This is a genomic window from Rhodovulum viride (assembly GCF_003265965.1).
GTDB classification, from domain to species: domain Bacteria; phylum Pseudomonadota; class Alphaproteobacteria; order Rhodobacterales; family Rhodobacteraceae; genus Rhodovulum; species Rhodovulum kholense.
Genome location: NZ_MUAV01000006.1, coordinates 153,597 through 177,105, shown reverse-complemented (window position 1 = coordinate 177,105; position 23,509 = coordinate 153,597). Strand labels below are relative to the sequence as shown.

General features: G+C 69.3%; 24 protein-coding genes. 14 read left to right on the top strand and 10 right to left on the bottom strand.

Features of this window, described 5'->3' with window-relative positions; translation table 11 throughout:
- The first annotated feature begins 85 nt into the window (after positions 1 to 85).
- The 7 genes from BYZ73_RS23990 to BYZ73_RS07120 all read left to right on the top strand — a co-directional run bounded on the left by BYZ73_RS23990 (position 86) and on the right by BYZ73_RS07120 (position 9,343).
- The gene (locus tag BYZ73_RS23990; RefSeq protein WP_112315421.1) at positions 86 to 2,932 is read left to right on the top strand and encodes a calcium-binding protein; all 2,847 of its coding nucleotides are present in this window, start codon (positions 86 to 88) and stop codon (positions 2,930 to 2,932) included.
- Between the two features lie 314 nt (positions 2,933 to 3,246).
- The gene (locus BYZ73_RS07145) at positions 3,247 to 4,047 is read left to right on the top strand and encodes a TOBE domain-containing protein (protein ID WP_108024888.1); all 801 of its coding nucleotides are present in this window, start codon (positions 3,247 to 3,249) and stop codon (positions 4,045 to 4,047) included.
- Between the two features lie 43 nt (positions 4,048 to 4,090).
- A complete protein-coding gene (modA, locus tag BYZ73_RS07140; protein ID WP_245943074.1) occupies positions 4,091 to 4,870 on the top strand; it encodes a molybdate ABC transporter substrate-binding protein in 780 nt (259 codons plus the stop codon).
- A 3-nt stretch (positions 4,871 to 4,873) separates the two neighbouring features.
- A complete protein-coding gene (gene modB / locus BYZ73_RS07135) occupies positions 4,874 to 5,557 on the top strand; it encodes a molybdate ABC transporter permease subunit (RefSeq protein WP_075785554.1) in 684 nt (227 codons plus the stop codon).
- Entirely contained in the window at positions 5,554 to 6,678 is a 1,125-nt protein-coding gene (gene modC / locus BYZ73_RS07130) for a molybdenum ABC transporter ATP-binding protein (protein WP_112315420.1), read from the top strand. Before modB ends, modC begins: the two co-directional genes overlap by 4 nt.
- 205 nt (positions 6,679 to 6,883) lie before the next feature.
- Complete coding sequence (gene modD / locus BYZ73_RS07125) at positions 6,884 to 7,720, top strand: ModD protein (protein WP_112315419.1); 837 nt, start codon at positions 6,884 to 6,886, stop codon at positions 7,718 to 7,720.
- A gap of 117 nt (positions 7,721 to 7,837) precedes the next feature.
- Complete coding sequence (locus BYZ73_RS07120) at positions 7,838 to 9,343, top strand: NnrS family protein (RefSeq protein WP_112315418.1); 1,506 nt, start codon at positions 7,838 to 7,840, stop codon at positions 9,341 to 9,343.
- Here BYZ73_RS07120 and ureG read toward each other — a convergent pair.
- The 10 genes from ureG to BYZ73_RS07070 all read right to left on the bottom strand — a co-directional run bounded on the left by ureG (position 9,340) and on the right by BYZ73_RS07070 (position 16,160).
- Entirely contained in the window at positions 9,340 to 9,963 is a 624-nt protein-coding gene (ureG, locus tag BYZ73_RS07115; protein ID WP_112315417.1) for an urease accessory protein UreG, read from the bottom strand. The two genes, BYZ73_RS07120 and ureG, sit on opposite strands and share 4 nt — an antisense overlap.
- Positions 9,960 to 10,604, bottom strand: coding sequence for an urease accessory protein UreF (locus tag BYZ73_RS07110; RefSeq protein ID WP_112315416.1), 645 nt, complete (start codon positions 10,602 to 10,604; stop codon positions 9,960 to 9,962). The genes ureG and BYZ73_RS07110 overlap by 4 nt, the downstream gene beginning before the upstream one ends.
- Complete coding sequence (locus BYZ73_RS07105; RefSeq protein WP_112315415.1) at positions 10,594 to 11,352, bottom strand: urease accessory protein UreE; 759 nt, start codon at positions 11,350 to 11,352, stop codon at positions 10,594 to 10,596. Before BYZ73_RS07105 ends, BYZ73_RS07110 begins: the two co-directional genes overlap by 11 nt.
- Positions 11,353 to 11,377: 25 nt before the next feature.
- A complete protein-coding gene (locus tag BYZ73_RS07100) occupies positions 11,378 to 11,587 on the bottom strand; it encodes a DUF1127 domain-containing protein (protein ID WP_075785547.1) in 210 nt (69 codons plus the stop codon).
- Positions 11,588 to 11,751: 164 nt separating this feature from the next.
- Entirely contained in the window at positions 11,752 to 13,494 is a 1,743-nt protein-coding gene (gene ureC / locus BYZ73_RS07095; RefSeq protein WP_112315414.1) for an urease subunit alpha, read from the bottom strand.
- A gap of 125 nt (positions 13,495 to 13,619) precedes the next feature.
- On the bottom strand, positions 13,620 to 13,982 hold the full coding sequence (locus BYZ73_RS07090; RefSeq protein WP_220086801.1) for a lysozyme inhibitor LprI family protein: 363 nt from the start codon (positions 13,980 to 13,982) through the stop codon (positions 13,620 to 13,622).
- Positions 13,979 to 14,548, bottom strand: coding sequence for a hypothetical protein (locus tag BYZ73_RS07085; protein ID WP_146746263.1), 570 nt, complete (start codon positions 14,546 to 14,548; stop codon positions 13,979 to 13,981). The genes BYZ73_RS07090 and BYZ73_RS07085 overlap by 4 nt, the downstream gene beginning before the upstream one ends.
- A 99-nt stretch (positions 14,549 to 14,647) precedes the next feature.
- Positions 14,648 to 14,953 (bottom strand): urease subunit beta, encoded by a 306-nt coding sequence (locus BYZ73_RS07080; protein WP_108024870.1) that lies wholly within the window; start codon positions 14,951 to 14,953, stop codon positions 14,648 to 14,650.
- Positions 14,954 to 14,962: 9 nt separating this feature from the next.
- The gene (locus BYZ73_RS07075; RefSeq protein WP_108024868.1) at positions 14,963 to 15,265 is read right to left on the bottom strand and encodes an urease subunit gamma; all 303 of its coding nucleotides are present in this window, start codon (positions 15,263 to 15,265) and stop codon (positions 14,963 to 14,965) included.
- Position 15,266: 1 nt separating this feature from the next.
- Complete coding sequence (locus tag BYZ73_RS07070; RefSeq protein ID WP_112315412.1) at positions 15,267 to 16,160, bottom strand: urease accessory protein UreD; 894 nt, start codon at positions 16,158 to 16,160, stop codon at positions 15,267 to 15,269.
- A gap of 377 nt (positions 16,161 to 16,537) precedes the next feature.
- Between BYZ73_RS07070 and urtA the strand changes: the two genes are divergently transcribed.
- The 7 genes from urtA (at position 16,538) to BYZ73_RS07035 (ending at position 23,314) form a co-directional block, all read left to right on the top strand.
- Positions 16,538 to 17,815 (top strand): urea ABC transporter substrate-binding protein, encoded by a 1,278-nt coding sequence (gene urtA, locus BYZ73_RS07065; protein WP_112315411.1) that lies wholly within the window; start codon positions 16,538 to 16,540, stop codon positions 17,813 to 17,815.
- A 54-nt stretch (positions 17,816 to 17,869) separates the two neighbouring features.
- The gene (gene urtB, locus BYZ73_RS07060) at positions 17,870 to 19,879 is read left to right on the top strand and encodes an urea ABC transporter permease subunit UrtB (RefSeq protein ID WP_112315410.1); all 2,010 of its coding nucleotides are present in this window, start codon (positions 17,870 to 17,872) and stop codon (positions 19,877 to 19,879) included.
- Between the two features lie 4 nt (positions 19,880 to 19,883).
- Entirely contained in the window at positions 19,884 to 20,366 is a 483-nt protein-coding gene (locus BYZ73_RS07055) for a GNAT family N-acetyltransferase (protein ID WP_112315409.1), read from the top strand.
- Positions 20,363 to 21,595, top strand: a complete 1,233-nt coding sequence (gene urtC, locus BYZ73_RS07050) for an urea ABC transporter permease subunit UrtC (RefSeq protein WP_112315461.1) — start codon at positions 20,363 to 20,365, stop codon at positions 21,593 to 21,595. Before BYZ73_RS07055 ends, urtC begins: the two co-directional genes overlap by 4 nt.
- A complete protein-coding gene (gene urtD, locus BYZ73_RS07045) occupies positions 21,592 to 22,332 on the top strand; it encodes an urea ABC transporter ATP-binding protein UrtD (protein WP_112315408.1) in 741 nt (246 codons plus the stop codon). The genes urtC and urtD overlap by 4 nt, the downstream gene beginning before the upstream one ends.
- Before the next feature lie 3 nt (positions 22,333 to 22,335).
- Positions 22,336 to 23,031: an urea ABC transporter ATP-binding subunit UrtE gene (gene urtE, locus BYZ73_RS07040; RefSeq protein WP_108024856.1), complete on the top strand. Its 696-nt coding sequence runs from the start codon at positions 22,336 to 22,338 to the stop codon at positions 23,029 to 23,031.
- A 100-nt stretch (positions 23,032 to 23,131) separates the two neighbouring features.
- Entirely contained in the window at positions 23,132 to 23,314 is a 183-nt protein-coding gene (locus BYZ73_RS07035) for a hypothetical protein (RefSeq protein WP_112315407.1), read from the top strand.
- The last annotated feature ends 195 nt before the right edge of the window (positions 23,315 to 23,509 follow it).

Here is a 23,509-nt window from a genome sequence, read left to right as displayed (position 1 = left end):
CTGGAAAATCTGCGGTTCCGCGTTTCACGATCCGAACCCAGCCCCACGCTGCTAGACCGCAAAAGACTGCGAGGAGGTCCGCCCGATGCCCGACCGCACCGTCTCCCTGTCGCTGCAGACCGGCACCGGCTTTCTGTCCGGCGCGCTGGACCGCGATGTCTTCGGCGGGATTTATCTTTCCTACAACAATCTCGCGCGGTTCGACGCGGCCTGTCAGGCCTTGGGGTTGCAGGCGATCCGATGGCCCGGCGGCACGCTCGCCGAGACCCGGGCCGACCGCTACGGCTTTGCCTTCGCCGATTTCGTGGCCCCCGCCGCGCATCGCGCCGGGCTGACCGAGATGCTGGCCCATGCCCGCGCGGTCGATGCCAGCTTCTCGATGATCCTGCCGCTTGCGGCCTATGCCGGGGACGAGGCCGGGCTGCGCGCCGCGGTGGCCGGGTTCATGGCGCGGCTTCTGGGCGGCGAATTCGGCCCGTTGCCGCGGGAATTCACCCTCGAACTCGGCAACGAATATTACGCCCAGGACAGCCTTGCCGAGGCCCCCGCGCTTTATGGCCGGCTTGCCAATGCCGCCGCCGAAGAGGTGTCGCGCGCGGTCTTCGATGCCGCGATCAATCCCGGGTTCATCGACGTGTCTGTCGCGGTCCAGGCGGGCCGAACGGCGGCCGAGGACGCCGCGATCAGGGGCCGGATGACCCCGCTTGCGCTGGCCCAGATCGACGAGCTGGTGGTGCACCGCTTTGCCCCCGACTATGCCGGGGCCGATCAGCGCACCGGGGCGGCGGCCGAGGCTCTGGCCGCCTGGGGCGACGCGGTCGAGGCGGCGGGCGGGTCCGCGCCGACGCTGTTCCTGTCCGCCTGGACCGTCGACAGCCTGACCCGGAGCGAGGCGCTCGATCAGTATGTCGCGGCCCGGGCGCGGCTTTTCGGGGTGGAAATCGACCCCGGCTCCATCGACCTCGACGCGCGCGGCGACGTGGGCTTCGAGACCTTCTGGCAAAGCGGCGTCGTCACCGGCCCCGACGGGCAGGCGGTGGCGCTAGACGCGGGCCTTGCCGCACGCGACTACGGGTTGGCCCAGGCCCGGCTGTTGCTGGAAACGCTTGCCAGCTATGCCGCGCTCGGGCTTGAACGGGGAGCGGTCTACGGCATCGACATGGGCCATGCCGGGCATCTGTCGGACCGGTTCGAAACCTTCGTCGCCGCCGACATGATGCGGATGATGAGCGAAAGCCTGATCGGCACCCGGCTGGTGTCGGCCCCCGCCGACGAGGCGGCCGAGGCGGGGGCGGTGCAAAGCTACGTGTTCGAGGCCGAGGACCGGATCGTCGTCTTCCTGACGGCCGGCGCGCTTGGCGCGGGGGGGCCGGTCGAGGCGCAGCTCGATCTTGGCGGCATCGCGGGCGGTTTCGCCCATGTCTGGGCCGAAAGCCTGACCGCCGAGCTGGCCCCCGACTGGCGCACGCGCTACGGGGTGCCCGACACGCCCGGGGTCGACGAAAGCCCCGAGGCGCGGCTTTACGAAACCGGGCTGCGGCAGGCGCTGGCGCCGCAGATCACGGGCGACACGCTGCGGCTGACGCTGAGCGAGGATCATCAGGTGATCCGGCTGGTGATGGCCCGGACCACGGCCGCAATTCCCGCACTCGCCGACTGGGCCGGGGCGGTGAGCGAACCGTTGGGCTACAGGCCGGCGCCGCCGGTCTTCAGCGACGGCTCGGCGGAGGCGGACCTGCTGACCGGCGGGGGCGGCGGCGACCGGCTGAACGGGCTGGACGGCGACGACCGGCTGCTGGGGCTCGGCGGAAACGACGCCCTCCATGGCGGCGCGGGCCATGACACGATCGACGCGGGCTCGGGCGATGACACGCTCTGGGGCGAGGCCGGCACTGACCGGCTGGACGGGAATGGCGGCGACGACCTCGTGTTCGGCGGCACCGGCGACGACACGCTGCTTGGCGGCGAGGACAGCGATTCGCTGCACGGCAACGAGGGCGACGATCATCTCGACGGCCGCGCGGGCAACGACACGCTCGCGGGCTATGACGGCAACGACATGCTGGTGGGCCGGGCCGGCGACGACATGCTGCAGGGCGACGGCGGCAACGACCGACTGATTGGCGGCGACGGCGACGATCTGATCTTCGGCAGCGACGGCGACGATGCTCTGCGGGGCGACGCGGGCCGCGACCGGCTGCACGGCAATGCAGGCGAAGACGTGCTCGACGGCGGCGCGGGCAACGACGTTCTGGCGGGCTACGAGGGGGACGACACGCTGGCGGGCGGCACCGGCGACGACACGCTGCGCGGCGAGGACGGCCGCGACGCGCTTTACGGCAATGACGGCAACGATTTCCTCAACGGCGGCGCGGGGGCCGACCTGATGGTCGGCGGCGCGGGCGACGATACCTATGTCGTCAACGATCCCGGTGACCGCGTCGTCGAGCTCGAGGACGGCGGCACCGACCGGGTGCTGGCCTCGGTCGATCTGGCCTTGCGCGATTTCGGGCGCGAGATCGAGCGGCTCGACCTGCTGGGCAACGACGATCTGGCGGCCATCGGCAACGGCCGCTCGAATGTCATCGCCGGCAATGCCGGCAACAACCTGATCGACGGCGCCTGGGGCGATGACCAGCTTTGTGGCGGCGCGGGCGACGACACCTTCCGCGACAGCCCGGGCAACGACCGGATCTGCGGCGGGGCCGGGGCGGATCGCTTCGTGCTGGATGCCAATACCGGCTACGACCGCGTGCAGGACTTCGAGGTCGGGGTCGACAGGATCGTGCTTGGCGAGGGGCCGAGCGCCACCGATGTGAAGGTGCTGGATGTCGCGGGCGATGCCGTGGTGCGGATCGCGGGCGGCAACCAGCTCAAGCTGATCGGCGTCGACAGCGATCTCGTCGTGATCGACGACTTCCTGTTCCTCTGATCCCCGCCGCGCCCGGCCCGGCCTTCGGTCCCGGGGCCGACGCGGCATCGCCACGCGGAGAGCGGGCGAGGCGCCTGCGACTCGCTCCGCCGCCCGTCGCCTTGCTGCCCTTTTGGGCGCCAGCGCTGCCATCGCCCAGAAATTGGACGGGATTCCAATCGCCTGGCTGCGACAGATCGCGCCAATCCGGCCCCTGCCCCCGCAAATCCGCTATAAAGTCTGACTTGTTAATGTTCAGCCTTGCGAGGCTCCGGCCGTCACCGTTATGTCGCTTTTATACATAGCGAAACACAGCGACGACAGGAGCCCGGCAGATGTCGGACCCATCCCTGAAGGCAGCCCTGACGCTGCAGCGCGAAGGCGACCCCCGGATCGGCGGCGACCGCATCCGGCTTCTGCGGGCCATCGACGCCAATGGCTCGATCGCGGGCGCCGCGCGCGAGATGGGGCTGTCCTACAAGGCGGCCTGGGACGCGGTCGGCTCGATGAACAACCTCTTCGCCCGGCCCCTGGTCGAGGCCGCGCCGGGCGGCCGGACCGGCGGCGGCGCGCGCGTCACCCGCGCGGGCCATGCCCTGATCGCCTGTTTTTCCATGCTGGAAGCCTCGCTCGGCAAGGCGCTGGCCGCCATCGACACAGGATTGAAGACCTCGCCGGGCGGCGCGGTGAACACACTTTGGAGCCTGATGATGCAAACGAGTACCCGCAACACGTTTCGCTGCACCGTGACCCGGATCACGCCCGGCGCCGTCAGTACCGAGGTCGACATGGCGCTGACCGACGGCCACACGCTGACCGCCGTCATCACCGAACGCAGCGCCACCGACATGGGGCTGGCCGAAGGGTCCGAGGTCTTCGCGCTGATCAAGGCGACCTTCGTGATGCTGGCCGCGGGCGAGGCGCCCGCGAACATCTCGGCCTGCAACCGGCTGACCGGCACCGTCTCGGCGCGCGAGGACGGTCCGGTGAACAGCGAGGTCACCCTCGATCTGGGCGAGGGCAAGACCATCACCGCCATCATCACCCGCACCAGCGCCGATGCGCTCGACTTCGCCGTCGGCAGCACCGCGACCGCGCTGTTCAAGGCCAGTCATGTGATCGTCGCCATGCCGTGACCCGGCCCGAAAACCAGCCCGACACCCGGCCCCGTCTTCATCCATGAAAGGACCCATCATGACCTTCCGTCTGACTGCCCTGCGCGCGGGCTCTGCGGCGTTTCTGGCAGCCCTTGCCCTGAGCGCCCCGGCCCGCGCCGCCGACACCATTGCCGCCGTTGCCGCCAACTTCACCGATGCCGCGACCGAGATCGGCGCGGCCTTCGAAGCCGCGACCGGCCATCATGTCACCTACAGCTTCGGCTCGACCGGCCAGCTTTACACCCAGATCACCCAGGACGCGCCCTTCGAGGTCTTCCTGGCCGCCGACCAGGCCCGCCCCGAAAAGGCCGAGGCCGAGGGTTTTGCCGTGCCCGGCAGCCGCTTCACCTACGCGGTCGGCAAGCTCGTGCTGTTCAGCACCGATCCCGAGGCCATCGACGACAGCCCGGCCGCGCTGGAAAATCCCGACCTGACCCATGTCGCCATCGCCAATCCCGAAACCGCCCCCTATGGCGCGGCGGCGGTCGAGACGATGAAGGCGCTTGGGCTTTACGAGACGCTGGAACCGAAGATCGTGCAGGGCAAGAGCATCAGCCAGACCCATCAGTTCGTCGCGACCGGCAACGCGCCGGTGGGCTTCGTCGCGCTGTCGCAGGTGATCGCCGACGAGACCGGGTCGCGCTGGCTGGTGCCGCAGGACCTTTACACCCCGATCCGTCAGGATGCAGTCTTGCTGGCGAAGGGCGCCGACAGCGAGGCCGCCAAGGCCTATATCGACTTCCTGAAAAGCCCCGAGGCGCTCGCCATCATCGGGAAATACGGCTACGGCACCGAGGACTAGGCGATGACGGCGTCCCCCCTCTTCGACGCGGCGATGATCGAGACGATCCTGCTGACGCTTCGGCTCGCGGGCATCACGACGGTCGTGCTGCTGCTGGTGGGGACGCCGCTGGCCTGGTGGCTGGCGCGGGGCGGCGGGCTCTGGAAAGAGATCGTCGCCACCGTGGTCGCGCTGCCGATCGTGCTGCCGCCGACCGTGCTGGGCTTTTATCTGCTGATCGCGATGGGGCCGCACAGCCCGCTGACCGCCCTGCTGGGGCGGCAGCTGTCCTTCACCTTCACCGGGCTCGTGCTGGGCTCGGTCATCTATTCCCTGCCCTTCGTCGTGAACCCGATCCGCAACGCCTTCGAGGCGATGGGTCCGCGCCCGATGGAGGCCGCGGCGACGCTGCGCGCAGCCCCGCTCGACGCCTTCGTCAGCGTCGCCCTGCCGCTGGCAAGCCCCGGCATCATGACCGGCGCGATCCTGGGCTTTGCCCATACCGTCGGCGAATTCGGCGTGGTGCTGATGATCGGCGGCGGCATCCCGGGCCGGACCAAGGTGCTGTCGGTGACGATCTTCGACTATGTCGAGACGCTGCAATGGCCCAAGGCCCATGTGCTGGCGGGCGGCATGCTGGCGATGTCCTTCGTCGTGATCCTGGCGATGATGCTGATCGAGCGGCGCCTGAACGGAGGCCGGCGATGATCGAGGCCGAGTTTCGCGGCCAGCTGGGCAGCTTTGCGCTGGCGGCCGAGTTCACCGCCCCGGGCGAGGGCATTACCGCGCTGTTCGGCCCCTCGGGCTGTGGCAAGACCACCGTGCTGCGCGCCATCGCGGGGCTTCTGCGGCTGCCGGCCAGCCGCCTCAGCGTGAATGGCGAAACCTGGCAGGACGGTCGGCAGTTCCGCCCGACCCATCGCCGCGCCATCGGCTATGTCTTTCAGGAGGCGAGCCTTTTCCCGCATCTCTCGGTTCGCGCCAACCTGACCTTCGGGCTCTCCCGGGTGAAGGGACCGATCCGGATCGGCGAGGACGAGGTGGCCGATCTGCTGGGCATCGCGGCCCTCTTCGACCGCCCGACCCGGATGCTGTCGGGCGGCGAACGCCAGCGCGTCGCCATCGGCCGGGCGCTGCTGTCCCAACCCGAACTGCTGCTGATGGACGAGCCGCTTTCGGCGCTCGACCGGTTTTCCAAGGACGAGATCCTGCCCTATCTCGAACGGCTGCATGCCGCGCTGTCGATCCCGGTGCTCTATGTCAGCCATGACATCGCCGAGGTCGAGCGACTGGCCGACACCCTGGTCCTGATGGAGGCGGGCCGGGTCCGCGCCGCCGGGCCCCTGGCCGAGATGCTGGCCGATCCGGAGCTGCCCCTGATCCACATGCCCCAGCCCGCCGCCGTGATCGACGGCGAGGTCGTGGGCCGCGATACGAAATACGGCCTCTCCGAGGTGCGGGTGCCGGGCGGCGTGGTCGTCGTGCCGGGCGATCTGGGGCCGACCGGCCGCACGCGGCGGCTGCGCATTCCCGCGAGCGATGTCAGCCTCGGGCGGCATGCGCCGCTCGACACCACGATCCTGAACGCCCTGCCCGCCCGGATCGAGGGCGCCGAGCCCGCGGGCGACCATCAGATCACCGTGCGCCTGCGTCTTGGTCCCGACGGGCGGGGGGCGGCCCTTCTGGCGCGGGTCTCGCTGAAATCCTGGGACCGGCTGGCGCTGAAACCGGGCGAGCTGGTGGTCGCGCGGCTCAAGGCCGTGGCGCTGGCCGAACCCGCCCCCTCGGCCGTGCTGGCGCCCCCCGCCGCCGCCGCCCGCCTTCGCTGAGGGCCGGGGGTGAGGACCGCGCCTCGACAGACGTCGGTCGCGCGTCCCCACGCCACGCCCGCCGCACGGGCGCAACGCGGCAGGCAAGGCACCGGACGCGGTCGCGCGCGCTGTTGGCCGGCCCCGGACCTTGCTGCCCGGCGCGGCCCTCGCCACGCTGGGCCATGACGCTCTGCCAGCCCCCCAGGGAAAGGACACCATTGCCATGCTGCCCCTCGACGACGCCACCCTCCTTGGCCTTCTGAAGGAGGATGCCCCCTATGGCGATCTGACCACCCGAAGCCTCGGTTTAGGCGCATCCGGGGCCAAACTGACGATGCGCGCACGCGGGCCGATGACCGTCTGCGGCAGCGAAGAGGCCGCGCGGATCTTCGCCCTTCTGGGCGCTCGGGCCGAGATCGCGGCCCCAAGCGGCACGCCGGTCGCGGCGGGCACGCTGCTGGCCGAAGCCACCGGCCCGGCCGAGGCGCTGTTTCTGGGCTGGAAGGTCGCGCAGACCCTGACCGAATGGGCCTCGGGCGTGGCATCGGCCACCGCCGCCCTCGTCGGCGCGGCCCGCGCCGTGACCCCCGGCATCGGCATCGCCTGTACCCGCAAGGCCGTGCCCGGCACCCGCGCGCTGTCGCTGAAGGCCGTCGTGGCGGGCGGCGCCGAGATCCACCGCACCGGGCTGTCCGACACGGTGCTGCTGTTTCCCGAACACCGCGCCTTCGGCGGCCCGGACGCGCTTGCGGCGCAGATCGCCCGGCTGCGCGCCGCCTGCCCCGAGCGCCGCGTGGTGGTCGAGGTCAAGACCCTGACCGAGGCCGAGGCCGCCGCCGAGGCCGGGGCCGATGTGCTGCAGCTTGAGAAATTCACCCCCGAGGAGGCCGAAGCCGCCGCCCGCGCGCTGGCGGGCTGGACCGGCTGCCTGGCCGCGGCCGGGGGCATCACCGCCGCCAATGCCGCCGCCTATGCCGCGAGCGGCATGCAGGTTCTGGTCACATCCTCGCCCTATTACGCCAAACCTGCCGATGTTTCGGTCGCCATCGCCCCGACCTGAGCCCCGACCTGAGCCCCGGCCCGAGACCTGGCCTGATCCGGGCCTCTTGCCCCATGCGCCGTGTCGGGCGTAAACCTGAGCGCAAGACTCACCTTTATTCCAGCCGAGGACTCTGCCATGACCGATGCCCTCCCCGAGATCCGGCCCCGCAGGCGCGGCGGCCGGGGCGCGTCCCTAACCGAGATCGCCACCGGGCAGCTCGTCCGCGATGTCTGGCTGTCGCCGCACCGGCCGTTCTTTGCGCTCTCGGCGCTCTGGGCGGTGCTGGCGGTTCTCTGGTGGCGGTTTGGCGACCGGATCGGGCTGCCGGTCCCGGCGCTCGGGACGACGACGCTCTGGCACGCGCATGAAATGACCGTCGGCGTCGGCGGCGCGGCGATGGCGGCCTATTTCCTGACCGCGATGCCCAACTGGACCGGAGCGCGGCGGGTGACCGGGCGGGGGCTGATGGTGCTGGCCGGGCTCTGGGCGCTGGCGCGGCTGGCGGCCGCCCTGGGACAGGTGCTGCCGCTGGCCGTGGTGCTGGCGCCGGGCCTGGCCTTCTATGCGCTGTTCACGGCCGCCTATACCCGCGCGGTGGTCTCGCAAAGGCGCTGGGACCGCTGGGCCATCCCGGCCGCCATCGCCTTTCTGGGGCTGGCCGATGCCGCCTTCCTTGCAACCGCGCTGGGGTATCTGAGCTTTCCGGGCGACGCCGCCATGACCCGGGTGCTGGTGCTGTTCTTCGCGATCAAGGTCTCGATCATCGCGGGCACCATGGCCCCCGCCTTCATCGCGGGCTGGGTCGGGCGCACGGGCGGCCGCCTGCCCGAGGTCGACCCGATGGCCAGCCGCGCGGGGCTTGTCCTGATGCTGGCCGCGATGGTGCTGACGCTGGGCGGCGCCGTGACTGCCGGATCGGCGCTGTTGATCGCGGCCGGGGCGGCGCAGCTCTGGCGGATGCGGCATTGGCGGAGCGTCTCGGCCTTCGGCTACGCGCCCGCGCTGATGCTGGTGCTGGCCTTCACCTGGGCGCCCTTGGGACTGACGCTGACCGGGCTGGCGGCGCTGGTGCCCCTGCCCTGGCGCGAGGCCGACGCGGTGCACGCGCTGATGATGGGCGCGATGTCGGGGCTTGCCTTCTCGATCGCGGCGCGGGCGGCGGCCCGGCGCGCGGGCGGGCTCCTGCGGATCGGTCCGGTCCACAAGGCAGGCTTTGCGCTGATCTGGGGCGCGGTCTGGCTGCGGCTCGCAGCCCCTGCGGTTCCCTCGCTGTACGAGCCGCTTCTCGATGCCACGGCCGTTGCCTTCTGCGCGGGCTGGGGGCTGTTCCTGCTCGGCTATATCCCCAGCCTGCGCGGCCCGGTCATCAACCCGGTCTTCAATGCCGGCGGCCACGGGCATGGTCACGCGCACGGGCACGGGCAGGGCCATGGGCACGGGAATGGTCACGGTTGCGGCTGCGGTGGTCATGGTCACGGCGGGCAGGCGCAGGGCGGCTGCGGCTGCGGCGGTCGTGGCGGGCAAGCCGGTCGGCAAGGCGGCTGCGGCTGCGGCGGCCATGACCACGGCAACGCAGGCAGCGCCTGCGGCATCGGCCCAAGCCGACGCGCCGGGCCGTTCCGGATGCCGGGCGAGGCCTAGGCCGGTTCGGTCAGACCGCCGATCTCGCACAGCAGCCGGACGATGGCCCCGACGCCCTCGCCCTGTTTCAGCGCGGCGAAGACGGTGGGCTGCGCCCCGCGCATGCGCTTGGCATCGCGATCCATCACCCCCAGATCGGCGCCGACATAAGGCGCGAGGTCGGTCTTGTTGATGACCAGCAAGTCGGACTTGGTGATCGCGGGCCCGCCTTTCCGGGGGATCTCCTCGCCTGCGGCGACGTCGATCACATAGACCGTCACATCGGCCAGCTCGGGGCTGAAGGTCGCCGAAAGATTGTCGCCGCCCGACTCGATCAGCACGATTTCCAGATCGGGAAACCGGGCGGTCAGCTCGGCAATGGCGGCAAGGTTGATCGAGGCATCCTCGCGGATCGCGGTGTGCGGACAGCCGCCGGTTTCGACCCCCTTGATCCGGTCCGAGGGCAGCACCTGCATCCGCATCAGCGCCTCGGCGTCTTCCTGGGTGTAGATGTCGTTGGTGACCACCGCCACCGAATGGGTGGTCGAGAAGGCGCGGGCCAGGGCGGCCGTCAGCGTGGTCTTGCCGGCGCCGACGGGGCCGCCGATGCCGATGCGAAGGGGGCCATGCGGGGAAGTCATGTTCGAAAAAGCCTCGAATACTGGGTTTCATGCGTCATCGACGCGATATCGGCCAGGAAACTCGTCCCGGCAAGGTCATCGAGCGTCTCGGTCAGCGCGACCTCTGCCACCTCCTCGCAAAGGGGGTGCAGCGCGGTCAGCACCCGCTGGCCCTCGGTCTGGCCGATCGGGATCAGACGGATGCCCGCCGAGACGAGGTTTGACACGAACGCCTGCAGATACATCCGCGCGGTCAACCCGAGCGGCAAATCGTGCAACCGCGCGGCGCGGCCAAGCGCCACCGGATAGGTGAAATCGGGCAGATCGTCCGGCCAGACCGCGGCGGTGACCCGGGCGAAGGCCGCGCCCTGGGCCGTTGTCTCGGTCCGCCGTTCGGCCGAAGGCTGGAAAGCGCGGGCCAACGCGTCAATTTCGGGCAGATCCCCGGGCGGCGCCTCATAGGCGGCCCTGAGGAAGATGGTGTCGGACCGCCCGGCACCGAAGCGCAGGATGTCGGCCAGCCAGTCCGTCAGCGCCGCGCCATCCGCGACCGCGCCGGTCGCGACCGCCGATTCCAGCCCATGGCTATAGGCGAAGGCCCCCACCGGATAGGCGGGCGAGAGCCATTGCGCCAGTCGCAGGATTTGGCCGTCAGTGGCCATGCCCGCAGCAGCCCCCGCCTCCGCACCCGCCGGTCTTGCGCCCGGACGCGGCCTTAGGGGTGCCATGATCGTGACCGCCGCAGCCGCAACCACCCTGCCCCGACCCGCCGCAGCAGCCTTCGGCCCCATGGTCGTGGTCGTGGTCATGCGCGTGCAGATGGTCCGCCGCCCCGTGGGTATGGTCGTGGGCGTGGCCATGGTCGTGGTGATGATGGTGCCCATGCCCGTGCCCGTCCTCGTGTCCATGCCCATGGTCATGGGCGTGATCATGGGCATGGTCATGCGTGTGGCCATGGGCGTCGCCATGGGAATGGCCATGGGTGCGGCCATGACCATAAGCGCCGCCTTCGGGGGTGAAGGGCTCGACCACCTCGCGCACGGTCGCGCCGATCCGGTCGAGCATGTCCAGAAGCACGTGATCGCGCTGGATCAACAGCCGACTCTCCTCGACCTGGCAGGGCGTATGGCGGTTGCCGATATGCCAGGCAAGCCGGGCCAGATCGGTGCCCGTGACCTCCAGCAAGGGTTCGGCCGCTGCCCTGACGACAATGCCGCGCCCGTCTTCCAGCACGATCAGATCGCCCTCGGCCAGCGAGGTCGTATGGGCCAGATCCAGAAGGAAGGCGAGCCCGCCATCGCTGACCAGCCGCTTGCGCCGCAGGAACCGCGCATCGTAGTCAAGCGTCACACTGTCCGCCCCCGCGCCTGCGCCGGGCCGGATCTCAAGCGCCACCGGAAGCCCGCTCATGCCGCCGCCTCCGGTGCGCAAACCCCTAGTTGAAGAGATCGCGGAAGACATAGCGCGGGATCTCGTCCCGGGTGATGCCAAGTTTGGCCAGCTGCGCGTCGGAACAGGCGTTCAGGTTCTGGATCTCCCGCATCCGCGCGCGCCGGAGCCCATAGGGGTTCACCCCCAGACCGAGGCCCGCAAAGAACAGGTCCAGCCGTTCCGCCATGCCGCCGGGCACGGACTTGACCGTCATGAATGGAGTCGCCATCGGAAACCTCCGTCTGTGTCCACAGGCATGGTTTCCCCCCTTTTCCCTTAAAATAGGGCTTACATACGGCCCGCCCCAGAGCATTCAATGCCCGGGCGCCGTTATTTTGCTGCATTGCAGCGCAAACCGGCAACGTGATCATTCTCGCCTCAGAACATGAAATAGCGTTGTGCCATCGGCAGCACCTCGGCGGGCGCGCAGGTCAGCAGCTCGCCATCGGCGCGGACCTCGTAGGTCTCGGGGTTCACCTCGACCTTGGGCATCGCGTCGTTGAGCTTGAGGTCGCGCTTGCCGATGCCGCGGGTGTTGCGGACCGCGACGGTCTGCTTGGCCAGGCCCAGCTTGCCGCGGATGCCGTCGGCAAGGGCCGCCTCCGACACGAAGGTCACGGCCGAATTCTCGACCGAGCGGCCATAGGCGCCCCACATCGGCCGCGTATAGACCGGCTGCGGCGTCGGGATCGAGGCGTTCGGGTCGCCCATCTGCGCGCAGACGATGGTGCCGCCCATCAGCACCATTTCCGGCTTCACCCCGAAGAAGGCGGGGGTCCACAGCACCAGATCGGCGCGCTTGCCCTCTTCGATCGACCCGATCTCGTGGCTGATCCCATGGGCGATCGCGGGGTTGATGGTGTATTTCGCGACATAGCGGCGGACGCGCAGGTTGTCGTTGTCGCCCTGTTCGTCGGCCAGGCGGCCGCGCTGGACCTTCATCTTGTGGGCGGTCTGCCAGGTGCGGATGATCACCTCGCCGACCCGGCCCATGGCCTGGCTGTCCGAGGCGATGATCGAGAAGGCCCCCATGTCATGCAGGATGTCCTCGGCGGCGATGGTCTCGCGCCGGATCCGGCTTTCGGCGAAGGCCACATCCTCGGGGATCGACTTGTCGAGATGGTGGCAGACCATCAGCATGTCGAGATGTTCTTCCAGCGTGTTCACCGTGAAGGGCCGCGTCGGGTTGGTGGACGAGGGCAGCACGAATTCCTCGCCGCAGACCTTGATGATGTCGGGCGCATGGCCGCCCCCCGCGCCCTCGGTATGGAAGGCGTGGATCGTGCGGCCCTTCATGGCGGCGACGGTATGTTCGACGAAGCCCGATTCGTTCAGCGTGTCGGTATGGATCATCACCTGCACGTCCATCGCATCGGCGACCGACAGGCAGCAGTCGATGGCGGCGGGCGTGGTGCCCCAGTCCTCATGCAGCTTCAGCGCGCAGGCGCCCGCCCTGACCTGTTCCTCCAGCGCGCCGGGCAGCGAGGCGTTGCCCTTGCCCGCGAAGGCGAGGTTCATCGGGAAGGCGTCGGCCGCCTGCAGCATCCGGCCCAGATGCCAGGCCCCCGGCGTGCAGGTGGTGGCGAGCGTGCCATGCGCAGGCCCGGTGCCGCCGCCCAGCATGGTCGTCAGGCCCGAATGCAGCGCATCCTCGATCTGCTGCGGGCAGATGTAATGGATATGGCTGTCGAAGCCGCCCGCGGTCAGGATCTTGCCCTCGCCGGCGATGACCTCGGTGCCGGGGCCGACGATGATGTCGACGCCGGGCTGGGTGTCGGGGTTCCCGGCCTTGCCGATCTTGAAGATGCGCCCGTCCCTCAGGCCCACATCGGCCTTGTAGATGCCGGTCCAGTCGAGGATCAGCGCATTGGTGATGACGGTATCGACCGCGCCCTCGGCGCGGGTCGCCTGGGACTGGCCCATGCCGTCGCGAATGACCTTGCCGCCGCCGAACTTGACCTCCTCGCCATAGACCGGCCCGTTGCCGCCCGCGCCCGCCCGCTCGGCGATCAGATCGCGTTCGACCTCGATGATCAGGTCAGTATCGGCCAGACGCAGCTTGTCGCCGGTGGTCGGACCGAACATCGCGGCATAGTCCGCGCGGGAAATCGTGGCAGGCATCTAGAACCTCTTGCGGATGGAAAGGGGGGCGGCGCCGGGGGTGCCGCCGGGAACTGGGAAAGACACAGAGACCCGATCCCCGGCGCGGGCGCCGCATCGCGTCGCGCGCCGGAGAGGGGCTTCGGTCATAGCGGCAACAACCCGCGCAGGTCGGCCGTCCGCTGTTCGGTCAGGCGACGAAGACACTCGGCATGAACCAGCGGCTGGATGCTGCCGCCCTGATACTGCCCCGCTTCAACAGCGCAGGCGGCATCGCGAAAGGCGATCCACTTGCGTTGCGCATCAAGCAGCATCCCGTCGCCGCCCCAGTTGGCGGCCGCCGCCCGGGCCGCAGGCCAAATCGCGTTCAGCTGGGCGTCCGCGTTGCGATAGGCCGAGGCAGCACAGTCGTTCATCTCGATCTGGGTATTGCCCGGACAGGCGGCGCGCGCCAGACCGGGCAGCGCCGCGGCGATCAGCAGGACCGCCGCCGCAGCACGGGCCGTCACGCCCCGCCCTCGGGCGCCTTGCCACCCGACGGTGGCGCGGGCGGCGCCGACGGCTTGCGGCGGGCCCGCCCGGAGGCCGCCGGACGCGCGGATCGCGCCGACGGGGCCTTGCGGGCCGCGGCCGATGCGGGCTTCGGGTCAGGCTGGCCGGCCGGTGCCGCGGCTTTCGGCGCGGATGCGGCGGCAGCCGGGGCGGGCGCGGACGGCTCCGGCACGGCCTCGGGCTGGACGCGGGCGAAGGCCGTCACGGTGGCGCGTTCGGCAGGCTGCGGCGCCGGTTCGGGTGCAGGCTTGGCCGCAGCCGCCTCTGCCGGTGCGACCTCTGCCGATGCGGCCTTTGCCGGTGCGGCCTTTGCCGGTGCCGTCGCGGCCGACACGGCCGCGGGGGCGGTTTCGGAGGCCACCCCGGCATCGAGCGGCATTTCCTCGAGGCTGTCGGCCTCGCTCAGGCCCGAATCCGCGGTCAGCGGGTCGAACCCGCCCGCCCGCATCATCAACACCCACGGATTGGCCCGCAGCATCATGTCGGTGGCGGCCTGAACAAGGCGCATCTGCTGATCGAACATCACAGTCGCCGCCAGGAACGGATTGGCGGCGGAAAAGGCCGGGGATGTGAACGTCATCGCGTCTCTTCCTTCTGATGGGGCGGTCGATGCGGGCGCGTCTCAGAGGGCGCCCATCACCTTCTGATTGAAGCCGAAGATGCGCCGCTGTCCCGAGATCGGGATCAGCCGCACCTCCCGGCGCTGGCCGGGCTCGAACCGGACCGCGGTGCCCGCGGCGATGTCGAGCCGCATGCCCCGCGCGGCGTCCCGGTCGAAGTCGAGCGCGGGGTTCGTTTCGGCGAAATGATAGTGACTGCCGACCTGAACCGGCCGGTCGCCGGTATTCGCCACCATCAGGGTGAGCGACTCGCGCCCGTCATTCAAGGTCAGGCTGCCTTCGGCGGGAAAAAGCTCTCCGGGGATCATGGGCGCACCTCAGCGGATCGGGTTGTGGACGGTGACAAGCTTGGTGCCATCGGGGAAGGTCGCCTCGACCTGCACCTCGTGGATCATCTCGGCCACGCCCTCCATGCATTGATCCCGGGTCACGACCTGGGCCCCCGCCTCCATCATGTCGGCGACCGACCGGCCGTCGCGCGCACCTTCGACCACGGCATCGGTGATCAGGGCGATCGCCTCGGGATGGTTCAGCCTGACGCCGCGCGCCAGGCGCTTGCGCGCGACCTCGGCGGCCATGGCGATCAGAAGCTTGTCTTTTTCGCGGGGGGTCAGTTGCATGTCAGGTCATCCATGATCTTGGCAGGGCTTCGGTCAGGCGCGTCAGCACCGGGATCAGCACCTTGCGCAAGTGGTAACTGTCGGGCGCCAGCAGACGCAATGCCAATACGTCCCCGGCCAGCAGGCTGGCGCCGCCGGTTGCGGGCAGAAGGGTGCGGATCGGCGCCAGATGCGCCGCCGCCTCGGGCGCGACCAGAACGAGGCTGGCCAGCGCCCCGGCCCCGGCCGCAACCGCCGGGCGGGCCAGCTGCGCGGCCACGTCGCCCTCGAAACGCAGCGCGTCGAGATAAAGCGGCACGCCCCCTCGCCGGATCTCGATCCGGTCGCGGAAGCGCGCGGCCCGCAGGGTCTCGCCCATCGCGGCGCGGCCGAAGACCAGCGGCTCGACCAGCAGAAGCCGGGCTCCGGGGGCAAGATCGACGACAAGGCTCCGGTCCAGACGGCAGCCCTCGAACAGGATCGTTTCCTGCGGCAGCCAGTCGAGCCGCGCGCCCGGCGCCACCCTCAGCCGGTTCGCGACCTGCCCGGTCTCGCCCGGCTGGGCGCGATAGGCGCGCTCGGCCGCCTGGGTGGTGACGCGCAGATGGCTGCCCGCCCCGGCCTCGAGCGTGCAGCAAAACCGGTCGCCGCCGGTGATCCCGCCCGCCGTGTTGACCAGCACCGCGTCAAGCGGCGTGCCGCCCGGCAAGGGCGCCGCGCGGGGAAACACCGCCTTGAAGGCGCCGCTTTGCCGGAGCCCGGCCAGGACCGATCCGCGCGGGCCGGGCTTGGACGACAGCCGCACCTCGCCCTGGGCGCGCGGCTGGGACGGCGCGCAAGGCGACGAGGCCGGCGCGAAGCCCGCGGCCGATGAGGCGTGAAAAGCGATGTCCCTGCCCCTTCCCGAAGCCTGCATCCTGTCCGCCCTGTTTTTCCTGCATCCCCGCCCGCTCTGCACGGATTTTCGGCGCGGTCCAGGGAGTCGGACATTGTTAAGCCTATAATTTAACCGCCTTCCCCCATAGAGCCCGTTTCTTGGGCTGTTCCCCGCGTCCGCCGGGGAATTCTCCGCCCGGTCACGGGCTCGCGATTGCGAGTCTGCCTGCCCACGGAAAACCTTCGCTCGCCCACACCGGCGACCGGGGTCGATCGAGGCGGGTGTGCGGCGGCCTGGGGGACGGACAGACCGAAGGCGCCGCGCGGGACGCAACAACAGAGGTGGCGATCAGGCCAGAGCCGCCCGCGCGTCAGGCGCAGGGCCGGGCGCGGGCCGGGTACGCCCGGAGGTAGACCATGACATCCATGAAGAAAATCCTGCTTGGCGCGGTCGCGGCCAGCGCGATCTCGCTGCCCGCCTGGGCCCAGGACACGATCAAGGTGGGCGTGCTGCATTCGCTGTCGGGGACGATGGCGATCTCGGAAACGACGCTGAAGGACACCGTCCTGATGATGATCGACGAACAGAACGCCAAGGGCGGGCTGCTCGGCAAACAGCTTGAGGCGGTCGTGGTCGACCCGGCCTCGGACTGGCCGCTTTTCGCCGAAAAGGCGCGCGAGCTGCTGACCGTGCAGGATGTCGACGTGATCTTCGGCTGCTGGACCTCGGTCAGCCGCAAATCGGTGCTGCCGGTGATCGAAGAACTGAACGGGCTGCTGTTCTATCCGGTGCAGTACGAGGGCGAGGAAAGCTCGAAGAACGTCTTCTATACCGGCGCCGCGCCGAACCAGCAGGCGATCCCGGCGACCGACTATTTCCTCGACGAGTTGGGGGTCGAGAAATTCGCGCTTCTGGGCACCGACTATGTCTATCCGCGCACCACGAACAACATCCTGCAGGCCTATCTGAAATCGAAGGGCATCGCGGAAAGCGACATCTTCATCAACTACACCCCCTTCGGCCATTCCGACTGGTCGAAGATCGTGTCGGACGTCAAGGCGCTGGGCGCGGACGGCAAGAAGGTGGGCGTGATCTCGACCATCAATGGCGACGCCAATATCGGCTTCTACAAGGAACTGGCGGCCCAGGGCATCTCGGCCGAGGACATTCCGGTGGTGGCCTTCTCGGTCGGCGAGGAGGAACTGTCGGGCCTCGACACCTCGAACCTGGTCGGCCACCTCGCCGCCTGGAACTATTTCGAATCCGCCGAGTCGCCTGAAAACGAGGCCTTCGTGGCCAAGTGGAAGGAACGCATGGGTCAGGACCGGGTGACCAACGACCCGATGGAAGCGACCTATATCGGCTTCAACATGTGGGCCGACGCCGTCGAGGCGGCCGGCACCACCGATGTCGACGCGGTGTCGGACGCGATGATCGGGCAGACCTATCCCAACCTCACCGGCTCGACCGCCGAGATGCTGCCGAACCACCACCTGACCAAACCGGTGCTGATCGGCGAGATCCGCGCCGACGGCCAGTTCGACATCATCAGCGAAACCGATCCGGTGCCGGGCGACGCCTGGACCGATTACCTGCCGGAATCCGCCGTCCTGACCTCGGACTGGAAGGACCTCGACTGCGGCATGTACAACACCGAAACCAAGACCTGCGTGCAGATCAAGTCGAACTACTGATCCGCACCGGGGGCGGGCCTCTCCGCCCCCCTTCCTTTCCGAGCAGGGTCCCCCATGCGCCTATTCTCCGTCCTTTACGCCTGCCTTGTGGTGGTCACGGTGGTTTTCGCGGGTCTGGCCGCGGGGCCCGCGCTGGCGCAGTCGGGCCCGGTCGATGCCGCCCAGGACCAGACCAGCCAGATCCAGAGCATTCTTCAGGAAAACCGAGAGCTTATCGAGAAAAGCTCGCGCAAGACCATAGGACCCGCCATCGCGGCGCTGCGCGACAGCGGCCTGCCCGCCGCCCAGAGCGTGCTGGAGAAATGGCAGGACAAGGCGCTTTACCAGCGCAAGTCCGACGGGCTGTTCTTTTTCGCCGACCCTGCGGGCGGCGGCACTCTTCGACTGATCGACATCGCGACCGGCGAGGCGGCGGGCGAGGTAGCGCGGGACGAGGTCGACCAGCTCAAGCCCAATAGCGGCGTCCGCGGGCTGATCGGCGCGGCGCTGGTGCAGTTCCAGCTGTCCGACCCCGACCCGGCCCGGCGCGCGGCGGCGCTCGATGCCATCGCGCGCGATGCCGAACCCGACCATCTGGAGGCGCTGCGCGGCGCCATCGCGACCGAGACCGACCCGGGGCTCAAGGCCCGCAAACAGCGGCTCGAACGGCTGCTGACCATCGCCTACGCCCCCGACGCGGCCGACCGGATCGCCGCCATCGACAGCTTCGCGGGCGATCTGGGCGTCGACGTGCGCGCCGCGCTGAACCCGCTGGTCGCCACCACCCGCGCGGTCGCCCCCGGCGCGCCGCCCGAGGGCGGGAACATCGCCCGCCGCCTGACCCCCGGCAGCGACGCCCTGCCCGAGGCCGAGGCCTACCGCCTGCTGGTCGAGGCCGGTCTGGCCCGCCCCCGCATCAGCCCCGCCGACAAGCGCAACGCACTGGCGGCCCATATCGAGGCCGGCACCGTCGCGGGCACGCCCCTGGCCGAGTTGAACAGCGACGAGGCCCGCGATAGCGCCTATGCGGCCCTTGCCGCGCAGGGCCTCGTGCCGCCCACCGCCACCGCCGAAGAGGTGCAGGCGGCCCTTGACGCCCACAGCTTCTACGACCGCTATGCCGAGCCCGACCCGTCTGTCACCGCGGCCGCCGAGGACGCGCTGGACGCCATCGCCTTCAAGGTGGGGCTGAACCAGGCGGCGGATCTGTCGCTCGACGCGCTGTCGCTGGCCTCGATCTACTTCCTTGCCGCCATCGGGCTGGCCATCACCTTCGGGGTGATGGGGGTCATCAACATGGCCCATGGCGAGTTCATCATGATGGGCGCCTATACCGGCTATGTGGTCCAGCAGATCGTGCCGAACTACACGGTCTCGATCCTGATCGCGCTGCCGCTGGCCTTCGCCGTCACCTTCGCGGCCGGGGTCGCGATGGAACGGCTGGTGATCCGCTGGCTTTACAACCGGCCGCTGGAAACCCTGCTGGCGACCTTCGGCATCTCGATCGCGCTGCAGCAGCTGGCCAAGAACATCTTCGGCACCCAGGCCCGGCCGCTGACCTCGCCCTCCTGGCTCGACGGCGCGCTGCAACTCAACGACGTGGTCTCGATCAGCTATATCCGGATCGCGATCTTCGTGCTGGCGCTTCTGTTCCTCGCGCTCTTCGTCTTCATCATGCGCAGGACCCGGCTGGGGCTCGAGGTCCGCGCGGTGACCCAGAACCCGCGCATGGCGGCCTCGATGGGGATCAATCCCGACCGCATCAACATGCTGACCTTCGGGCTTGGCTCCGGCATCGCGGGCGTCGCGGGCGTGGCGATCGGCCTTTATGCCAAGGTCACCTCGGAACTGGGGCAGGACTACATCGTGCAAAGCTTCATGACCGTCGTGGTGGGCGGCGTCGGTAATATCTGGGGCACCCTGCTGGGCGCCACGCTGATCGGCTTCCTGCAAAAGGGCATCGAGTGGCTGAACCCCAGCAACACGCTCGCGGCCCAGACCTACATGATCCTCTTCATCATCCTCTTCATCCAGGTCCGGCCGCGGGGCATCATCGCGCTGCGGGGCCGCGCCGCGGGGGATTGAGACCATGGCATTGTGCATCACCCTCGCCGACCTGTCCGACCCCGCAATCCGCAACCTTCTGGCCACCCATGCCGCGTTCTGCGAAGCGACGACCCCGCCTGAAAGCTGTCATTTCCTGCCCCTCGAGGGGCTCGACGTCCCCGAGGTCACGGTCTGGGCCGCCTGGGACGGCCCCGAGCTCGCGGGCATCGGCGCGCTGAAGGCGCTGTCGCCCGAGGCGGGCGAGATCAAGTCGATGCACACCGCCGCCGCCCACCGTGGGCAAGGGGTCGGCGCGGCGCTGCTGGCCGCGATCCAGACCGAGGCCAGCCGCCGGGGCTATCGCGCGCTCTGGCTGGAAACCGGCGCGACCGAGCCCTTCGCGGCGGCCCGCGCGCTTTACGAACGGCAGGGTTTCGAGCCCTGCGAGCCGTTCGGCGCCTACCGGATCGACCCGCACAGCGCCTATTACACCAAGATCCTCGCGCCGCAGGAGGCATGCCCGTGAAAGACAGCCTGTTTGCCCGAAACCCTTCGGTGCTGATCTTCCTCGGTGTGCTTGCGCTTTTCGTGGCCGCCGTCACGGTCCTTGGCGAGGGTGTCGGCCTGGGCCTGATCTCGACCAGCTTCGTCAAGACGCTGGGCAAGACGCTGTGCCTGTGCCTCATCGCCATCGCGATGGATCTGGTCTGGGGCTATACCGGCATCCTGTCGCTGGGCCATTTCGCCTTCTTCGGGCTTGGCGGCTACATGATCGGCATGTGGCTGATGTATGCCCGGACCGAGACCATCGTCGCGGCCTCGCTGGCCCAGGCCGAGATCCCGCCGACGCCGCAGGAAATCCGCGACGCCATCGGCACCCAGATCTTCGGCGTCGTCGGCGCGTCCGACTTCCCGGCGATCTGGGCTTTCGCCCATTCGCTGCCGCTGCAACTGGCCCTTGTGGTGCTGGTGCCGGGCCTTCTGGCGCTGGTCTTCGGCTGGCTCGCCTTCCGAAGCCGCGTGACCGGCGTCTATCTGTCGATCCTGACCCAGGCGATGACACTGGCCCTGTCGCTGTATCTGTTACAGAACGACAGCGGGCTGCGGGGCAATAACGGCCTCTCGGGGCTGCAGAACATCCCCGGCGCCGCGGACGTGCCGCAATCGCTGCTGTCGATCTGGTTCTTCTGGGGCTCGGCCGCAGCACTCGCGCTGGGCTACGTGATCGCGGCCTTCGTGGTGTCGGGCAAGTTCGGCTCGGTGATCCGGGGCATCCGCGACGACGAGGCCCGGGTCCGCTTCCTCGGCTATTCGGTCGAGGCCTACAAGCTCTTCGTCTTCACCCTGACGGCGGTGATCGCGGGCATCGCGGGCGCGCTTTACTATCCGCAGGCGGGCATCATCAACCCCGCCGAAATGGCGCCCATCGCCTCGATCTATCTGGCGGTCTGGGTCGCCATCGGCGGGCGCGGGCGGCTTTATGGCGCCGTGATCGGCGCGGGCGTCGTGTCGCTTCTGTCGACCTGGTTCACCGGCGGACAGGTGCCCGACCTGCCGCTGGGGATCTACACGATCAAATGGGTCGACTGGTGGCAGGTGCTGCTGGGGCTCGGCTTCGTGCTGGTCACGCTGTTCGCGCCCAAGGGCATAGGTGGGCTTTTCGACCTGATCTCGGGCCGCCGCGCGCCCCCGCGCCATGGCGCCGATCTCGGCCCCGATACCGGGTCGTTCCGCGAGAAGGAGGCCGAGCAATGACAGCCCTTCTCGAGGTCTCGGGCGTCTCGGTCACCTTCGACGGGTTCCGCGCCATCAACAACCTCTCGTTCGAGATCGGGTCGGCCGAGCTGCGCGCCATCATCGGGCCGAACGGTGCCGGCAAGACCACCTTCATGGACATCGTCACCGGCAAGACCCGCCCCGACAGCGGCCGGGTGCTCTGGGGCGAACGCTCGGTCTCGCTTTTGAAGATGAGCGAAAGCCAGATCGCGCGCGAGGGCGTGGGCCGCAAGTTCCAGCGCCCGACCGTGTTCGAGGACCAGTCGGTTTTCGACAACCTGCTGATGGCGCTGAAGAAGGACCGCGCGCCCTGGAAGGTGCTGGCCTATCGCCAGAGCGCCGAGGACCGCGCCCGGGTGGCCGAACTGGCCGACGAGATCGGCCTTGGCGACCAGCTTTACCGCAAGTCGGGCGAGCTGAGCCACGGCCAGAAGCAATGGCTGGAAATCGGCATGCTGCTGGCGCAGGAGCCGCGCCTGCTGCTGGTCGACGAACCCGCCGCCGGCATGACCCTGGCCGAGCGCGAGCATACCACCGACCTTCTGAAAGAGGCCGCGAAGACCCGTGCCGTGGTGGTCGTCGAACATGACATGGAATTCGTGCGGCGGCTCGACTGCAAGGTGACGGTGCTGCACGAGGGATCGGTGCTAGCCGAGGGCAGTCTCGACCATGTCACGAAGAACCGGCAGGTGATCGATGTCTATCTGGGGCGCTGAGCGATGCTGAAAACAACCGGCCTGACCCTGCATTACGGCGGCTCGCAGATCCTGCACGGCGTCGATATCGAGGCCCGCGCGGGCGAGGTGACCTGCGTCATGGGCACCAATGGCGTGGGCAAGACCAGCCTCCTGAAGGCCATTTCGGGGACCCACCCCCGCTCGGGCGGCGAGATCGAGCTGGACGGCGCCGCCGTCGGCCGGGTTCCGGCCCAGGGCATGGCCCATCGCGGCGTGGGCTACGTGCCGCAGGGGCGGATGATCTTTCCGCTGCTGACCGTGCGCGAGAATCTGGAAACCGGGTTCGCCTGCCTGCCCCGCCCCGACCGCGTCGTGCCGGACGAGATCTATGAACTCTTCCCCGTGCTCAGGGACATGGCGCACCGGCGCGGCGGCGATCTGTCGGGCGGCCAGCAACAGCAACTGGCCATCGCCCGGGCGATGATCACCAAGCCCAAGCTTCTGTTGCTGGACGAACCGACCGAGGGCATCCAGCCCAACATCATCCAGCAGATCGGCCGGGTGATCGACTATTTGCGCGACCAGGGCCGGATGGCCATCGTGCTGGTCGAACAGTATTTCGAATTCGCCTATGCCCTCGCCGACCGGTTCTACGTGATGGAACGCGGCGCGGTCACGCTGTCGGGCTCCAAGGCCGAGCTGGCAAAGGACCGCCTGATCCGCGCCGTCTCGGTCTGATCGGGCCAGGACCGCACCGAAAACGCCGCGCCCCTGCCCTAATTTCGCCCCGAGTCCCGCCTTCCCTGAGCCCATTGCGGCAGGTGAAAGGGAAACGGGAATGCTGGGTCTGGTCTTGGTCGGAATCGCCGTCGGGTATTTCTGCGCGGGTCTGGCCCTTGTGCTGACGCAGTCCTGGCTGATGGCGCTGGCAACCCTCTCGCTGACCGGAACGATCGCGGTGCTGACCGTGGCAGCCCGTCTGTGGATCTCTGCCGAGAGCCCGGCCGCGATCGCAGGCTGACGTTTTTTCTGGCGCGGGCCGACCGGATCGGGACCACACGGGCGTCCTGTCGCCGCCGTGCCGATATCGACGGTCCCGGACCTGTTCAGGGCCGCAACGGCTGGCTTTCCGCCCCTCCAGCGCCCTGGATATCCCCCATATCGAGGACGCCCCGGGTTGCGGAGCGCCCCCCCCCGAAGCCGACCGAAAAACGTT

What these genes read in the sequence shown, in the direction of transcription:
- BYZ73_RS07085 (WP_146746263.1), bottom strand. Translation starts at nt 14,548, where the DNA reads ATGTTCGATCAGCAGATGCGCCTTGTTCAGGCCGCCACCGACATGATG.
- BYZ73_RS23990 (WP_112315421.1), top strand. Translation starts at nt 86, where the DNA reads ATGCCCGACCGCACCGTCTCCCTGTCGCTGCAGACCGGCACCGGCTTT.
- urtB (WP_112315410.1), top strand. Translation starts at nt 17,870, where the DNA reads ATGCGCCTATTCTCCGTCCTTTACGCCTGCCTTGTGGTGGTCACGGTG.
- BYZ73_RS07075 (WP_108024868.1), bottom strand. Translation starts at nt 15,265, where the DNA reads ATGCAACTGACCCCCCGCGAAAAAGACAAGCTTCTGATCGCCATGGCC.
- modD (WP_112315419.1), top strand. Translation starts at nt 6,884, where the DNA reads ATGCTGCCCCTCGACGACGCCACCCTCCTTGGCCTTCTGAAGGAGGAT.
- BYZ73_RS07105 (WP_112315415.1), bottom strand. Translation starts at nt 11,352, where the DNA reads ATGAGCGGGCTTCCGGTGGCGCTTGAGATCCGGCCCGGCGCAGGCGCG.
- modC (WP_112315420.1), top strand. Translation starts at nt 5,554, where the DNA reads ATGATCGAGGCCGAGTTTCGCGGCCAGCTGGGCAGCTTTGCGCTGGCG.
- BYZ73_RS07055 (WP_112315409.1), top strand. Translation starts at nt 19,884, where the DNA reads ATGGCATTGTGCATCACCCTCGCCGACCTGTCCGACCCCGCAATCCGC.
- BYZ73_RS07070 (WP_112315412.1), bottom strand. Translation starts at nt 16,160, where the DNA reads ATGCAGGCTTCGGGAAGGGGCAGGGACATCGCTTTTCACGCCTCATCG.
- BYZ73_RS07120 (WP_112315418.1), top strand. Translation starts at nt 7,838, where the DNA reads ATGACCGATGCCCTCCCCGAGATCCGGCCCCGCAGGCGCGGCGGCCGG.
- ureC (WP_112315414.1), bottom strand. Translation starts at nt 13,494, where the DNA reads ATGCCTGCCACGATTTCCCGCGCGGACTATGCCGCGATGTTCGGTCCG.
- BYZ73_RS07110 (WP_112315416.1), bottom strand. Translation starts at nt 10,604, where the DNA reads ATGGCCACTGACGGCCAAATCCTGCGACTGGCGCAATGGCTCTCGCCC.
- modB (WP_075785554.1), top strand. Translation starts at nt 4,874, where the DNA reads ATGACGGCGTCCCCCCTCTTCGACGCGGCGATGATCGAGACGATCCTG.
- urtD (WP_112315408.1), top strand. Translation starts at nt 21,592, where the DNA reads ATGACAGCCCTTCTCGAGGTCTCGGGCGTCTCGGTCACCTTCGACGGG.
- BYZ73_RS07145 (WP_108024888.1), top strand. Translation starts at nt 3,247, where the DNA reads ATGTCGGACCCATCCCTGAAGGCAGCCCTGACGCTGCAGCGCGAAGGC.
- ureG (WP_112315417.1), bottom strand. Translation starts at nt 9,963, where the DNA reads ATGACTTCCCCGCATGGCCCCCTTCGCATCGGCATCGGCGGCCCCGTC.
- BYZ73_RS07080 (WP_108024870.1), bottom strand. Translation starts at nt 14,953, where the DNA reads ATGATCCCCGGAGAGCTTTTTCCCGCCGAAGGCAGCCTGACCTTGAAT.
- urtA (WP_112315411.1), top strand. Translation starts at nt 16,538, where the DNA reads ATGACATCCATGAAGAAAATCCTGCTTGGCGCGGTCGCGGCCAGCGCG.
- urtE (WP_108024856.1), top strand. Translation starts at nt 22,336, where the DNA reads ATGCTGAAAACAACCGGCCTGACCCTGCATTACGGCGGCTCGCAGATC.
- BYZ73_RS07100 (WP_075785547.1), bottom strand. Translation starts at nt 11,587, where the DNA reads ATGACGGTCAAGTCCGTGCCCGGCGGCATGGCGGAACGGCTGGACCTG.
- modA (WP_245943074.1), top strand. Translation starts at nt 4,091, where the DNA reads ATGAAAGGACCCATCATGACCTTCCGTCTGACTGCCCTGCGCGCGGGC.
- BYZ73_RS07035 (WP_112315407.1), top strand. Translation starts at nt 23,132, where the DNA reads ATGCTGGGTCTGGTCTTGGTCGGAATCGCCGTCGGGTATTTCTGCGCG.